This is a genomic window from Streptomyces sp. NBC_00582, assembly GCF_036345155.1.
Classification (GTDB): domain Bacteria; phylum Actinomycetota; class Actinomycetes; order Streptomycetales; family Streptomycetaceae; genus Streptomyces.
On record NZ_CP107772.1, the window covers coordinates 945,044 to 959,160 of the forward strand.

Sequence of the window (14,117 nt, forward strand, 5' to 3'; positions counted from 1 at the left end):
GGGGTCTCAGTCCTCTGCGGTGACGGGAGCGGGGTACTGCTCGTGGCCGACTTCCTCGGCCCAGGCGGTCTTCCCCAGCGAGATGGCCGTGTGGGTCAGATAGGAATCGGGGGCGGCGCCGTGCCAGTGCCTCTCGCCCGGCGGGCACCACACGGTGTCGCCGGCCCGCAGTGGGCGGACGCCGTCCTGCTCGGTCGCTACGAAGCCGCTCCCGGCGAGCACCTGGAGGATCTGGCCGTGCTCGTGGGTGTGCCAGTAAGTGCGGGCGCCCGGTGCGAAGTTGACGGTGTTGATGGTCACGCCGTCGGTGGCGGGCATGGTGAGGTGGGCGTGCACGGTGCCGGTGAACCGCGAGCCGGTCTTGCTCCCGGGGCCGTGCTGGGTGGTTCCGTGGATGAGCTTCACGACTTGTCCTTCCCGGCGTCGTACGCGCCGTCGTGGACGCGGACGCGCCCGGAGAGGTCGCCGATCGCGTCGACGACGGTGTTGCTGATGTCCTGCGCGTAGCCCAGCTGCAGGGCCAGTCCGAAGGAGGCGAGGGGGGCGGCGGAGTTGGGGCTCGCGACGCCGAGGCTCGTGAGGAGGTCGACGTAGGCGAGGACGTCCTTCATCATCAGCGCGTTGGTCAGGCCGCCCTTGAGGTAGTCGCCGTGGATGATCTTCGGGAAGCGGTTCTGCGTCGCGAAGTTCACCCCCGAGCTGGTGTTGAGCACGTCGAGGAGCACCTGGAGGTCGAGTCCCGCCTTGCGCCCGGCCACCATCACCTCGGCCGTCGCCGACAGGGCGACGGCGTTGAGGAAGTTGTTGAGCAGCTTGGCCGTGTGACCGGCGCCGACGGGTCCGCAGTGGAAGACGTTGGCGGAGAAGGCCGCGAGCAGCGGGCGCACCCGGTCGAGGGTCGCGGTGTCCCCGCCGACCATGAGGGTGAGCGTGCCCTTCTCCGCAGCCGCCGCGCCGCCGGAGATACCGGCGTCGAGCAGGGTGGCTCCCCGCTGGGCGAGTAGTTCGTGCAGGTGCGTGGTGGAGGCGGGCGCCGAGGTGCTCAGGTCGACGACGACCTGCCCCTCGCGAGCGTCCGCCAGCACACCCCGCTCCCCGAGGACCACCGCCTCGACGACCTTGCTCTCCGGCAGGGACAGAAGGACGACGTCACACCTTCGCGCCACCTCGGCGACGGACTCGGCGGGGATCGCCCCGCACGCGGTGACGTTCTCCGGGCGGGTGTCGTGGCCGAGGACCTCGTACCCGGCGGACACCAGGCGGCGGGCCATCCGCCCGCCCATGTTGCCGAGGCCGATGAAGCCCAGCGGCGTTGTGGTGCCGGTCATGCCGTTCCTCCGCTCTGAACACCGTTGAGGCGGCCATTCGGCGCGCCTCCGATGACCGCGACGAACTCGCCCATCGGGCCGTCGAGCCGCCGGTGGCGGTCGAGCACGGCCGGGTCGTGGCCGGGGACGAGGATCGCGTCGCGGTCCGCGATGAGCTGGTTCATGTGGTCGAATCCCCGGTACATCGCCTCGAGGTCGGCCACGACCAGGAACGGCAGGTCGCGCTCCAACTCCTCGTAGTAGTGCGTGGCGTCGGAGGCGAGCAGCACCAGGCCCTCGCTGGTGTTGACGGTGAGGATCGCCTGTCCGGGCGAGTGGCCGCCCAGCTCGATCAGCTCCACACCGGGGGCGATCTCCTTGTGGCCGTGGTGGAAGACCATGCGGCCCTGCTTGTGGACGGTCCGCAGATGGTCGATCTCGGTCTCTTCCACGGTGTGGTGGAACTGGAAGCGGCGCGCGCAGTCGCCGGTCCAGAAGTCGAACTCGGTCCGCGGCACGATCACTTGGGAGTCCTGGAACAGGTCCACGTTGCCCGCGTGGTCGTAGTGGGCGTGGGTGAGGACCACGGTGGCCTCGGCCGGCTCGACCCCCAGGCGGCTGAACGCCTCCCCGGGATGGATGAGGTGACCCCGGTTCCGGTTGCGCCCGCCGAGCTCGCTGTAGCCGGTGTCGACGACGATCGTGCGTCGCTCGTTGCGCACGATCCAGACGTAGTAGTCCATCCCGATGGGACCGTCCGGCTCGCCGTACAGGTGGTGGTTGAGGAAGACCTGACCACGGGTCGTCGTACGGGAGGCGTACCGCACGATGAGCACCTCGTACGTGTCGTCGGCGAGTGATGCGCTCACTGTCACCCCGTATGATTGTCGTACAATTACTGGCGCACGTTAGCGCAGACCAGGGGCTCGCGCAACGCCGAGACAGCCCCGCCATGCAGCTCCATGGCGGGTAACCGGCGAGACCTCTCTTGACCTCGGCCGTCATATCGTATGACAATCATGCGGCGCTGCTGGGAGCTTCCTTTCCGGCACGGCGCTACCAGACAAGGAGAACCGGGCAATGACCTATCTCGTCGGCTCCCACCACGTGACGCTGTCCGTGGGTGGTGCGCAGGAGGACGTGGACTTCCACACGCGAGTCCTGGGCATGCGCTTCATCAAGAAGACCGTGCTGTACGACGGTTCGACGCCGATCTACCACTTCTACTACTCCAACGCGAACGGCGATCCGTCGTCGGTGGTGACCACGTTCCCGTGGGCCCAGGCGGGGCTGTACGGCAAGCGGGGCACCAACCAGGCGCGCGAGGTTCTCCTCTCCGTTCCGGCCGGCTCCCTCGACTACTGGGTGAAGCGGCTGGGCGAGCACGACATCGAGGCCAGGCGCTTCGAGGCCCTCGGCCGGGGCCGGGTCGCGTTCCTCCACCCCTCCGGCATCGAATACGTCCTGGTCGGCAACGAGAACGACCCGCGCGAGGGCTTCTCCGGCAACGGCGTGTCCCCCGAGGCCGCCATCCACGGCATCCACGGCATGGGCATCCATGTGTACGACCAGGACCGCATGGTCGACTTCGGGAACGAGGCGTTCTTCTCCCAGGGCAAGGTCGAGGAGGACGGCGACCTGGCCTCCTTCCAGGTCGGCACCCAGGAGTACGGCAACTTCATCGAGCTGCGGGGGAACCGCTCCGACGAGCAGGGCACCTGGCGCTACGGCGCGGGCACCTACCACCACTTCGCCTGGAACCTCGACACCCTGGAGAACCAGGCCGCCGTCCGGTTCGACATCGAGGGCGCCGGCTACACCGACATCTCCGAGCTGAAGAACCGCACCTACTTCAAGTCCCACTACGTGCGGACTCCGGGCGGCGCCCTGTTCGAGCTGGCGGTCACCGACGACGAGGGCGGCTGGGACTGCGACGAGTCTCCCGAGGAGCTCGGCAAGAACTTCATGCTGCCGCCGCAGTTCGAGAGCGAGCGGGACGACATCCTCGCGCGCCTGGAGCCGGTCACGACCGACTGACGGGCCCCGCCCCTCCGCTCTCCCGCACACGCCCGGGGCCCGGGCCGCACCCATCACGCCCGGGCCCCGGCGCGCGCCATCGTCCCCGCCCGCCCCGACAGGAACGAACAGTGAGCCTCACCTTCAAGAACATCACGCTCGGCCAACGCGTCCTCTTCGGGTACGGCCGCGCCGCCCGCAACCTCGCCACGGAGGCCGCCCGCCTGGGCGCCCGCAGAGTCATGGTGATCGCCGCGCCGGCCGAATCCGCGATCGCCGACCGCGTCACCGCGGACCTTCCGGTGGTGCTGCGGCACTCCGACGTACGGCCCCACGTGCCCGTGGAGCAGGCCGAGGCGGCCCGCGCCGCGGCCTCGGAGTGCGGCGCCGACCTCGTCGTCTGCGTGGGCGGCGGCTCCACGACCGGACTGGCCAAGGCCGTGGCGCTCACCACCGGACTGCCCATCGTCGCGGTGCCCACGACGTACGCCGGCTCCGAGGCAACGAACGTCTGGGGACTCACGGAAGCCGCCCGCAAGACCACCGGCGTCGACGACGCCGTCCTCCCGGTCGCCGTGGTGTACGACTCGGAGCTCACCCTGTCGCTGCCCGTCGGTCTGTCGGTGGCCTCCGGACTCAACGCCATCGCCCACTGCGTCGACTCGATGTGGGCCCCGCGGACCAATCCGGTCAACCAGGCCTTCGCGATGGAGGGCCTGCGGGCCGTCGCGGACGGGCTGCGCCGGATCGTCCGGGAGCCGGACGACATCGACGGACGGGACGCCACGCTGTACGGCTGCTACCTGTCCGGAGTGGCCTTCGCCTCCGCCGGCTCGGGGCTGCACCACAAGATCTGTCATGTGCTGGGCGGGGCGTACGACCTGCCGCACGCCCAGACCCACGCCACCGTGCTGCCCTACGTGCTGCAGCTCAACGCGCCGGGCGCCCCGGACGCGGCCCACCGGATCGCCGCCGCCCTGGGCAGTGCCACGCCGGTGAGCGGACTGAACGCGCTGCGTGAAGCCCTCGACGCCCCCCGCGCACTGGCAGACCACGGAATGCGCCGCGAGGACATCCCCGAGGCGGCCGGCCTGATCCTGCCGTACGTGCCGCAGGACAACCCGGTCCCGGTCGGCGCCGGAGAACTGACCGACCTGCTCACCCGCGCATGGGCCGGGGAGCCACCACGAGACGGCAAGGCGGTCCGAGATGCCTGAGGCGCCCGAGCCGGACACGACGGCTTTCACCATCACACCCGACAACCCGCACCTGGCGCGCCCGCCGCTGCTGCACGGCGCGCCCCTCGACCGGGCCGGGCTGGTGGTCTACGCGGTGCACGGGCGCGGACAGGGCCCGGCCTTCATGGGGGAACAGGCCGATCGGGTCGGCCTCCCGGGCGTGGCCTGGGTCGTGCCGGGGGCCGACGCCGACACCTGGTATCCGCGCGGCTTCCTCGCGCCGCTGGAGGAGAACCAGCCACGCCTGGGCCAGGCCCTCGAGACGGTACGCACCCACCTCGCCGACCTGGAGCGTATGGGATGGGCGGCACGGGACGTGGTGCTGTTCGGCTTCTCCCAGGGAGCCTGTCTGCTCTCCGAGTACCTGCTGCGGGAGCAGCCGTCATGCGCGGGCGCGTTCCTGCACACCGGGGGCCATCTCGGGCCGGTGGCCAAGCCCTGGTCCGCCCGGCCGGAAAGCGGGCTGACCGGCACCGAGGTCGTGCTCCTGTGCGCGGAGGAGGACGAGTTCGTCCCCCTCGTGCGGGCCGAGCGGACGGCCGGCGCCCTGGCCTCCCTGGGGGCGAGGATCGAGCTGACCACGTACGACGACCCGTTGCACCACCTCAACGAGGACTCTGTCGTACGTCTGCGGCGTATGCTGCGCACTCGCCTGCTGGAGCGGGCCCAGGAGGTCGCGGAGGGCGCGCACCCGGGGGGAGAGCCGTCCCTCCCCGTGACGACCGCGAGGACCGTGACGACCGTGAGGACCACCCAACTCACCACGCGGACGCACACGTCGAAATCGCGCCACACAAGGCATTGATTGTATGACGAACCGGCCGTAGCCTCACTGCCGTGGAGCACGAAGGCTCGTGGGCAAGGAAGCCCTTCTCGCGCCTGGAGACGGCCTCAGTGATGGCCTCCTCCAGGGATCGCGTCCTGCGAACGGTGCGCGAGGACATCTGCTGGTCTCGGCTGGTTCCGGGGCAGCGGCTCGACGTGAACCTGGTCGTGGGACGCACCGGCGTCTCGCGGAGCGTGGTACGTCAGGCCCTCCGTGACCTGTGCGAGCAGGGCTGGCTGACCACCGTGGACGAGGGATGCGTGGTGTGCGTGCCCTCGCCCGAGGAGGCCGCCGAGATCGACGAGGTCCGGCGTGCTCTGGAGGAGGTCACGGTGCGGCGGTTCGTCGCACACGCCTCCGACTCCCAGCTCCGGGCCCTGTACGGCGCTCTGATGGAGTTCGAGGACCTGGCGGAACTCCCGCCGGACCCGTCGGCCCTGCTGCATGCACGGGACAACTTCTACGGACTGCTACTGCGTGCTGCCGGCGTCATGGTCACACTGGACGCCCTGGCGAAACTGCGGGCGCGGATCGTCGTACTGATGTGCGCCTCCCTGTGCTCGCCGGGCCGTGCGCGTGCCGCGGGAGCCGAGCTGCGCAGCATCTACGAGGCGTTGGCCGACCGGGACGCCGAACGGGCCGTTCTCGCCTGCGCCACGCATGTGGACCGTTCGTACGCAGCGGGCTTCCGGGCGCTGGCGGCCCTCGGGGGACCCGAGTCCGGCACCGCGCTGGACTGAGCGGGAGCCAAGAGCGCGAACCGCGTTGATCCCACTCCATTGCTCGGATCCGCACGCCGCAGTATTGTATGACGATATTACGTACATACATTCTGTTTGCTGCGGCTTCGGTCCTGCCAACAGGCCTCCTCACTCCCCTTTCCGACTCGCAGGAGCCCCTGATGAGCACCGGCATCTCCGCACCAGCCCCACCCCTCGCCCAGGGGGCCGCCGTCCGGCGGCGCCGCCTCGCCTACTACGGGCCCGCTTTCGTCGCCGCCGTCGCCTACGTCGACCCCGGCAACTTCGCCACCAACTTCCAGGCGGGAGCCCGGCACGGCTACCTGCTCGTCTGGGTCCTCGTCTCGGCCTGTGCGGTCGCCATGTTCATCCAGTACCTGTCGGCGAAGACCGGTCTGGCCACAGGACGCGACCTGCCGACGCTCTGCCGGGACAGTTTCCGCCGCCCGGCCGTGGTGGGACTGTGGGCACAGGCCGAGGTCGTGGCCATGGCCACCGACCTGGCGGAGTTCGTGGGCGCGGCGATCGGTCTCTATCTGCTCTTCGGCGTGCCCATGCTGCCTGCCGGGCTGATCACCGCCGTGGCGAGCTTCGGAATACTGGCCCTCCAGCGTCGCGGCTACCGCCCTTTCGAATCAGCGATCGTCTTCCTGCTCGGCGTCATCGCCCTGGGCTTCGCGTACACCATGGCCGCCGCAGGCGGCCAGTCCGCATCAGGGGTGGCCTCGGGGATGGTGCCGGACTTCCACGGGACCGACTCCGTGGTGCTGGCCATCGGCATCATCGGTGCGACGGTCATGCCGCACGTCATCTATCTGCACTCGGCCCTCACCGCACAGCGGCAAGCGCCGCAGGGCCCGGCCGAGCGCCGACGCGCCCTGCGCACACTGCGCGTCGACACCACGTTGGGCCTGAGCCTGGCCGGACTGATCAACCTCTCGATGCTCTGCGTCGCGGCCGCCGTCTTCCACGATGCCGCCGGGGGCTTCGACGGCAGTCTCGGCAGCGCCCAGCAGGGCTTCGGCCGGATCGTCGGAGGCGGCGCCGCGCTCGCCTTCGCCGCCGCGCTCCTCGCGTCCGGCCTCTCCTCCTCAGGCGTGGGCACCTACTCCGGCCAGGTCATCATGGAGGGGTTCCTGCGGATGCGGGTCCCTCTGTTCCTTCGGCGGGCCATTACCATGGCACCGGCGCTGACCGTCCTCGCGGTCGGCATGTCGCCGGACATGGTGCTGCTGGCATCTCAGGTGGTGCTCTCGTTCGGCATCCCGTTCGCGCTGATCCCCCTGGTGCTGATAAGCCGCCGCCGGGATCTGATGGGCGATCTGGTCAACCGCCCCGTGACCACCTTCGCGGGGTGGGTGGCGGCTCTGCTCATCTCCGGCATCAACCTCTATCTGCTGCAGCAGGTCTTCTTCGGCTGAGTCAAGGTGTCGGCCCGGCCGGCTTGGCGTCACATGGACGAGGCCCGACGCCCACGACGTGCGCCGGTCGCGCCGACGGGGCGGCCGAGCGAGATGCCGGAGCCGTTGACGTTGATGCGACAGAAACTCGCTGCTGGTTCCGGCCCGGGACTCAGTGTCGCGGCAGCGTCTGCTCGGCCCAGATCACCTTGCCCTGGGGTGTGTACCGGGTTCCCCAGCGCTCGGTCAGCTGCGACACCAGGAACAGGCCCCGGCCGCCTTCGTCGGTCGTCGCGGCGTAGCGCAGGTGAGGGGAGGTGCTGCTGCCGTCAGCCACCTCGCAGATCAGCGTGCGGTCGTAGACCAGTCGCATGCGGATCGGCTCGCAACCGTAGCGGACGGCGTTGGTGACGAGCTCGCTCAGTACCAGTTCCATGGTGAAGCCCAGCTCGGTCAGCCCCCATGCGTCGAGCTTGTCGGTCGCCGCGGCCCGTACGCCGGCGACGGCTGCCGGATCGGGGGGCACGTCCCACTCGGCGATCCGATCCGGCTCGACCGCATGGGTGCGGGCGATGAGCAGAGCGACGTCATCCGCAGGGCGTTCGGGCAGCAGCGCTCCCAGCACCGCCTTGCAGCTCTCCTCCGGCGCGCGCTCGGGGTGGCCCGCCAGGGCCTTGCGCAGGAGTTCCATCCCCTCGTCGAGGTCGCGGGTCCGGTCCTCGATGAGACCGTCGGTGTACAGCACGAGCTGGGAGCCTTCGGCGATGTCCAGCTCCACGGCCTGGAAGGGCATGCCGCCGAGACCCAGTGGTGGTCCCGGCGGCAGGTCGGGAAAGGTGACGTCTCCGTCGGGATGGACCAGCGCGGGAGCCGGGTGTCCCGCGCGTGCCATGGTGCAGCGGCGCGTCGTGGGGTCGTAGATCGCGTACAGGCAGCTGGCGCCCACGACGGCGGCGGGGCTTTCCGTGCACGCCTCGTCCTGGTCGATGCGCCCGACCAGGTCGTCCAGATGACTCAGCAGTTCATCGGGGGGCAGGTCGAGCGTGGAGAAGTTGTGCACCGCGGTCCGCAGCCGCCCCATGGTCGCGGCGGCGTGCAGGCCGTGGCCGACCACGTCGCCGACGACGAGGGCCACACGGCTGCTCGGCAGGGGAATCACGTCGAACCAGTCCCCGCTCACCCCCGACTGCGCCGGGAGGTACCGGTAGGCGACGTCGAGGGCGCTCTGCTCGGGCAGGCCTCGCGGCAGCAGACTGCGCTGGAGAGTGACCGCCAGGGCGTGCTCCCGCGTGTACCGGCGGGCGTTGTCGATGCTGACCGCGGCACGAGCCACCAGCTCCTCGGCCAGCGAGAGCTCCTCCTGGTCGAAGGGGTCGTGCTCCTCGGAGCGCCAGAAGTTGACCATGCCCAGGACGACACCGCGGGCCTGGATCGGAGCCGCTATGAGGGAATGGATGCCGTAGTCCACGATGAGGCCGGTGCGCTCCGGGTCCTGCAGATGCCATCCCGTGGCGGTGGACAGGTCGGTCACCAGTTCCGAGCGGCCGGTGCCGTAGCCGCGCGCCTGGGGCGTGGAGGGCACGAAGTCGATCAGCCGGCCCTTCTCGTAGAGCGGCTGGTCGTCGCGGACACCGCATACGGCGACGCGTCTCATGTCCTTCGCCGTGCTCGCCGGTTCCTCGCCGTGCAACACGGCGTCGGCCAGGTCCACGGTGACGAAGTCGGCGAAACGGGGGACGGCGATGCGGGCGAGTTCGTCGGCCGTCTGGATCACGTCCAGGGTGGTGCCGATGCCCAGTCCGGCGTCGTAGAGGAGTTTCAGCCGCTCCCCGGTGATCGCGGCCCTGCCCGACGCGGCCCGCAGCTCCGTGGAGTCGCGCAGCGTCACGACGGTCCCCTTGGGGCCTCCGCCGCGGTCCGTTGGCCTCTGGTTGACCACCAGCAGGCGCGGTCCGGCCACATGCACCTCGTCATTGGCCTCGCGGCCGGACCTGAGCAGCGACATCATGTCCGGTTCGAGGGCCGGCATCCGGGACACATGCTGTCCCTCCGCGTCCGCGGGCAGCTCCAGGAGCCGTCTGGCCTCGTCGTTCGCCAGCAGCAGCCGCCCCTCGTCGTTGACGATGAGCACCCCTTCGCGCACGGAGTGCAGCACGGTGTCGTGGTGCTCGTACATGCGGGTCATCTCGTTCGGGGCGAGGCAGTGGGTCTGCCGTCGCAGCCGCCTGCTCACCAGCACCGTGGCGGCGGTGGCCGCTGCGAGGGCGACCGCCCCGGCGGTCAGGATGATCGGTATCTGCCGCTCGACCAGACCGGTCACGTTCTTGACCTTCAGCCCGGCGGAGACGAGGGCCACCACGTGGCTTTGGGTGTTGCGGATGGGCACCGTCGCCTGGACTTCCTCGCCGAGGGGGCCGTGCACGCTCTCGGTGTAGACCTTCCCCGCCAGCGACGGCTCGATCTTTCCCACGAACCGCTTCCCGATCCGGTCCGGCAGGGGGTGGGTGTAGCGGATCCCCTGCGTGTCCATCACGACGACGAAGTCGACGCCCGCGGCCTTGCGTCCGGACTCGGTCAGCGGCTGCAGGACCTTCGAGGGATCGGGCGCCCGCAGTGCGGACAGCACACCCGGGGAGTGCGCGAACGTCTGCGCCACGGCTATGGATCTGCGTTTGGCCTCGGCGTTGGTGTGCCGCTGCGACTGCAGGACAAGGGCGAAGACGGCGAATGCCACGAGCAGCACCACCAGCGCCACCTGCATGAGGAACATCTGCCCCGCGACACTTCGCGAGTTCTTCCGCATCAGTGGCCATAGCCGCGATATGTGCCGGAATCGGGCAAAGCGGTCTTCCATCCGGCCTTTCTAGCATTGGTCACCCCACCCCGTCACGGGCCTGTCTCCGAGCTGTCCCTCTCAGCGCGGGAGACGTCACCGCCTCTGTCACCCCACCAGCCACTCGAGACGACAGGGACCCCAGAAGCACCAAGGAACGGTCAACCGACGCAGGACACGTTCGCCGCCGCGGCAACTTCCCTTACCTTCCATGGATTTGGAGGCGGCTGGGTAACCTGATCCGCGATGGACGACGACGGGGGGATCGTTCGTGGAACCGGATGTGCCCGGGAACGGGAGCACGGGAAGCGGGGAAACCCGGAACAGCATCTCGGGGACCGGCGGGCCTTTCGTCCAGGGCCGGGACTTCCTCGGTGGCGTCACCATCAACGAGTTCGTCCAGCCTGCGGCCGGGGACGCCACCCTGGCCCAGGCGGCGGACGACCTCGCGTTCGCCGTCCGGCGCCAGTGGCGGGCGGAGGCCGCACTGCGGCGCCTGAACGACCCGTATCCCCTTCCGGTCAGGTGGCGCCCCGCCGCCCCTGAGCTCATGGAACCCTGGCGCTCGCTGGTCCGGCTGGCCACGACCGGGGTCGGCCGAGCCCTGTCCGCCGCACCGTCCCAATGGGCGTCCGGGCCGGAGGCGCTGTCCGGGAGCGGCGGTGATCTGGTGATGAAACTGGCCAGTGTGCCCACGAGCCGGCTGGTCGTCCTCGGGGAACCTGGTTCAGGCAAGAGCATGCTGCTGGTGCGGCTGGTGCTGGACCTGCTCGCGCGTCGCCGTCCCGGGGACCCGGTGCCCGTACTGGTGCCACTCGCCTCATGGGATCCGGACCGGGATGACCTGGATCCGTGGCTGGAACAACGACTGGGCATCGACTACCCGTGGCTCGGGGAAGCGGGCCGGGTGGGGATCACCAAGGGACGGCAGCTGCTGGACTCCGGGTCGCTCACCCTGGTGCTGGACGGCCTGGACGAGATCCCCGATCGGGTGCGGGGCCGCGCGATCGCCCGGATCAACGACGCCCTCGCCCTCCATTCGGACCTCGGCATGGTCCTCAGCTCGCGCAGCGTCCCCTTCGCGGCCACCGTCCGGCCCGCCGACGGGCGCGAGGTGCGGGTGGCCGGAGCGGCGGGCGTCGAGATCGAGCCGCTGGACCGGGCGACGGTCGCGTCGTACCTGCGGGACTCCGCGGGCGGGCCGGCCAACGAAGCCCGCTGGCAGGCCGTGTTCGCCGCGCTGGCTGCCGAGCCCGGCCCCCATCCCCTCGGGGAGGCGCTCACGACGCCGCTCATGGCGTACCTGGCCCGTGTCGCCTACACCCCCTCGCCGGACGCGGCGCGGGACACCGTCGACGACTCCGGCCAGGAGGACCGCGGCCCCGCCGGCCGCCCGTACGACCTTCTGGACCGCGGACGGTTCCCCACATCGGAGGTGATTCGGACGCATCTGCTGGACGCCTTCATCCCTGCCTCCTACCCCCGGCGCGGAACCCGGGCCCCGGCACCGCCCGGCTCCTCGGGGTCACGGCGCACGTGGACGCCCGAGCAGGCGGTCCACTTCCTGACGTTCCTCGCCCGTGACCTGGAACATCGCCAGCACGGGACCACCGACCTGCGATGGTGGGACCTTGCCGACGCGGCGCCGAGGGTGCTGGCCGGAGTCGCCGTGGGGCTGGTCGCGGTGCCGGCCGGCGTGGTGATGCCCTTCGGCCCGTGGCTCGGGGTGGGCATGCTCGTCGGTGTCACCGTGGCGGTGGTCGGGCGGCGGTGGAGTCCGCCCACCCGAAGCTTCAACCGCGGACTTGCGGGAGGTCTGGTCGGCAGCGTCCTCGGGTCGGCGTTCGGGCTCGGTATGCGCTTCATGCTCGGAATCGACAGCCCGGCAGGCTATCTCGTCAGCGGGCTCGCGCTGGGCCTGGTCCCCGGCTTCCTCGGGGGTTTCCGGGCCGGGCTGGCGGGCGGTGTCGCGGCGTCCTTCGTGGGGGCGTTCGTCGGCGAGCCCGAGATGGGGGACTCGGCGCCCCTGGTGAACAGTGTGGGCTTCGCCGTCGCCGCCGCCTGTGTGGTCACCCTGGGCCGCAGCCGCCGACCCGCGCGGGGACTGCGCTGGTCGCCGCTCGGCATCCTCACCGGTCTCGGGGGTGGCCTCGTCCTCGGGATCGCGGTCACCCTGCAGGCCGGTCCGGCGGCCGGGCTGGCGTCGGGTCTGGTCGCCGCCGCCGGCGGTTCCTTCGGAGCGGGGCTGGAGGCGAGGCCGGCCGAAGCGACCGTCGCGGCCGCCCCCCAGACCGTTCTCGACCAGGACCGCGTCACGTTCTGGACCACGGCCCTGGCGGGCGGCCTGGCCATCGGCCTTGCCGCCTCCCTCGTCGTCGGAGCGGTCCTGGGTCCCTGGCCGGGAGCCCTGGCGGGCGTGGCCGACGGGCTGGCGACCGGTCTGGCCTGGGCTTTCCTCCAGGCCGGATACGGATCGTTCACGCTCGCCCGATGGTGGTTGGCCCTGCTCGGCCACGTGCCGTGGCGGCTCATGCCCTTCCTCACGGACGCCCACCGACGCGGAGTGCTGCGGCAGGTCGGAGCGACCCACCAGCTGCGCCACACCGAACTGCAGCGCCGCCTCGCGGGCAGGAAGTGAGGTGCGGGCGCGGACGAGGGCACCTCGACCGGCGTCGGCTTCGGCTCAGTCCCTGTCCGTCGCGCCCGCGTCGGAAGGCGGCCCGGCCTCCGGGGCCGGGCCCGTGGGTCCATGGGCCCCGCCATGTTCGGCCGGACCCGGCCCGTTGATGCTGAGATGGGAGAAGTCCCTGCCCTGGACGACGGGGCCGTACTGAGTGCCGCCGCTGATCCGGTTCGTCACCGCGCCCTCACCCGTGCGCACCGATTCCGTCCGCCGCCACCAGTGCTCCAGGGCGAGGCGGAACTCCGCGTCGAGCGCGGCACGTACGGCCAGGGCCGTGCTCAAGCGCTGGGCCCGTTCCAGTTCACCGGGGTTCTGGGCCAGTGCGCTCAGTTCGCCCTCGCCGGAACTCACGACGAGCGCACCGTCGCCCTCGCCCCGCCGCAACGGACGGCGGATCAACGCGCTCAGCGCCGTCCACGCCTGCCGACCGGCCTCGCCGCCCATACCGCCCGCCAGAGCAGCCAGCACAGCCGCTGAGATCGGATCCATCGGCACTCCCCCACCCTTCGGTTCGGCCCCGGCGGATACGCGCTGCTGCCGCCGTGCCCAGAACTACCGGCTGCGCTCAGGTTGCCAGCGGTGACCCCACACGGTGTGCCGTGCCGTCGGCGTCCACGTAGGTGAACTCGCGCAGTGCGTACGGTGTGTCCACCGGCTCGGCGAAGCGGCCTTCGACGCCGGAGGACTTCCAGTCGGCGTACACGGCGTCGGCGTCGCTCACGTAGAGATAGAGGACGGCCCCTGTGCGCTGAGGGTCGTGCCCGGCCCCTTCACTGAGGTGGACCGAGACCGAGCCCCGCTCGACGAAGCCATAGCGGTCCGGCCCCTCGTAGGCGTGCGCCGCGAAGCCCAGACGACGGTACCTCTCCAGAGCGGCGTCGAGGTTCCGGACCGGGACGACGGGCGCGACCTTGCTGAAGGTGACCTCTGGCATGAGGCCAGTCTGGCACGGACGCGGCCGGGAGTCGGGGCGTTTCAGCGGTTGCTCCCGGCCGCTCCGCTCGGGCGTGCCCCACGCGTCGTCTCGACCATGACCCGGTCGCTGGGTCCCTGCACATCGGGTGGCGGGGAACC

12 protein-coding genes are annotated in these 14,117 nt (G+C 70.8%); 6 read left to right on the forward strand and 6 right to left on the reverse strand.

Annotation, left to right across the window (positions count from 1 at the left end; all coding sequences use genetic code 11):
* Positions 1-6 precede the first annotated feature (6 nt).
* From OG852_RS03645 to OG852_RS03655, 3 genes are read right to left on the reverse strand one after another with little or no spacing between them, the layout of a single operon-like run.
* Positions 7-405: a cupin domain-containing protein gene (locus OG852_RS03645; RefSeq protein WP_330347051.1), complete on the reverse strand. Its 399-nt coding sequence runs from the start codon at positions 403-405 to the stop codon at positions 7-9.
* On the reverse strand, positions 402-1,328 hold the full coding sequence (locus OG852_RS03650) for an NAD(P)-dependent oxidoreductase (protein WP_330347052.1): 927 nt from the start codon (positions 1,326-1,328) through the stop codon (positions 402-404). The genes OG852_RS03645 and OG852_RS03650 overlap by 4 nt, the downstream gene beginning before the upstream one ends.
* Positions 1,325-2,176 (reverse strand): N-acyl homoserine lactonase family protein, encoded by an 852-nt coding sequence (locus OG852_RS03655; protein ID WP_330347053.1) that lies wholly within the window; start codon positions 2,174-2,176, stop codon positions 1,325-1,327. Before OG852_RS03655 ends, OG852_RS03650 begins: the two co-directional genes overlap by 4 nt.
* Positions 2,177-2,387: 211 nt before the next feature.
* Between OG852_RS03655 and OG852_RS03660 the strand changes: the two genes are divergently transcribed.
* From OG852_RS03660 to OG852_RS03680, 5 genes are all read left to right on the forward strand, one after another.
* On the forward strand, positions 2,388-3,344 hold the full coding sequence (locus tag OG852_RS03660) for a hypothetical protein (protein ID WP_330347054.1): 957 nt from the start codon (positions 2,388-2,390) through the stop codon (positions 3,342-3,344).
* A gap of 110 nt (positions 3,345-3,454) precedes the next feature.
* Complete coding sequence (locus OG852_RS03665) at positions 3,455-4,540, forward strand: maleylacetate reductase (protein ID WP_330347055.1); 1,086 nt, start codon at positions 3,455-3,457, stop codon at positions 4,538-4,540.
* Entirely contained in the window at positions 4,533-5,366 is an 834-nt protein-coding gene (locus OG852_RS03670; protein WP_330347056.1) for an alpha/beta hydrolase, read from the forward strand. The genes OG852_RS03665 and OG852_RS03670 overlap by 8 nt, the downstream gene beginning before the upstream one ends.
* Positions 5,367-5,398: 32 nt before the next feature.
* A complete protein-coding gene (locus OG852_RS03675; RefSeq protein WP_330347057.1) occupies positions 5,399-6,127 on the forward strand; it encodes a GntR family transcriptional regulator in 729 nt (242 codons plus the stop codon).
* Positions 6,128-6,288: 161 nt separating this feature from the next.
* Positions 6,289-7,548 (forward strand): Nramp family divalent metal transporter, encoded by a 1,260-nt coding sequence (locus OG852_RS03680; protein WP_330347058.1) that lies wholly within the window; start codon positions 6,289-6,291, stop codon positions 7,546-7,548.
* A gap of 151 nt (positions 7,549-7,699) precedes the next feature.
* Here the strand turns inward: OG852_RS03680 and OG852_RS03685 are convergent, their stop codons facing one another.
* Positions 7,700-10,297 (reverse strand): SpoIIE family protein phosphatase, encoded by a 2,598-nt coding sequence (locus OG852_RS03685; RefSeq protein WP_330347059.1) that lies wholly within the window; start codon positions 10,295-10,297, stop codon positions 7,700-7,702.
* A 346-nt stretch (positions 10,298-10,643) separates the two neighbouring features.
* On the opposite strand from OG852_RS03685, the gene OG852_RS03690 reads away from it, so the two are divergent.
* Positions 10,644-12,998 carry an NACHT domain-containing protein gene (locus OG852_RS03690; RefSeq protein WP_330347060.1) on the forward strand — a complete coding sequence of 785 codons (2,355 nt, stop codon included), beginning with the start codon at positions 10,644-10,646 and terminating at the stop codon, positions 12,996-12,998.
* 45 nt (positions 12,999-13,043) lie between these two features.
* On the opposite strand, the gene OG852_RS03695 is transcribed toward OG852_RS03690, so the two are convergent.
* Entirely contained in the window at positions 13,044-13,532 is a 489-nt protein-coding gene (locus OG852_RS03695; RefSeq protein ID WP_330347061.1) for a hypothetical protein, read from the reverse strand.
* 76 nt (positions 13,533-13,608) lie between these two features.
* The gene (locus OG852_RS03700; RefSeq protein ID WP_330347062.1) at positions 13,609-13,977 is read right to left on the reverse strand and encodes a bleomycin resistance protein; all 369 of its coding nucleotides are present in this window, start codon (positions 13,975-13,977) and stop codon (positions 13,609-13,611) included.
* Between the last annotated feature and the right edge of the window lie 140 nt (positions 13,978-14,117).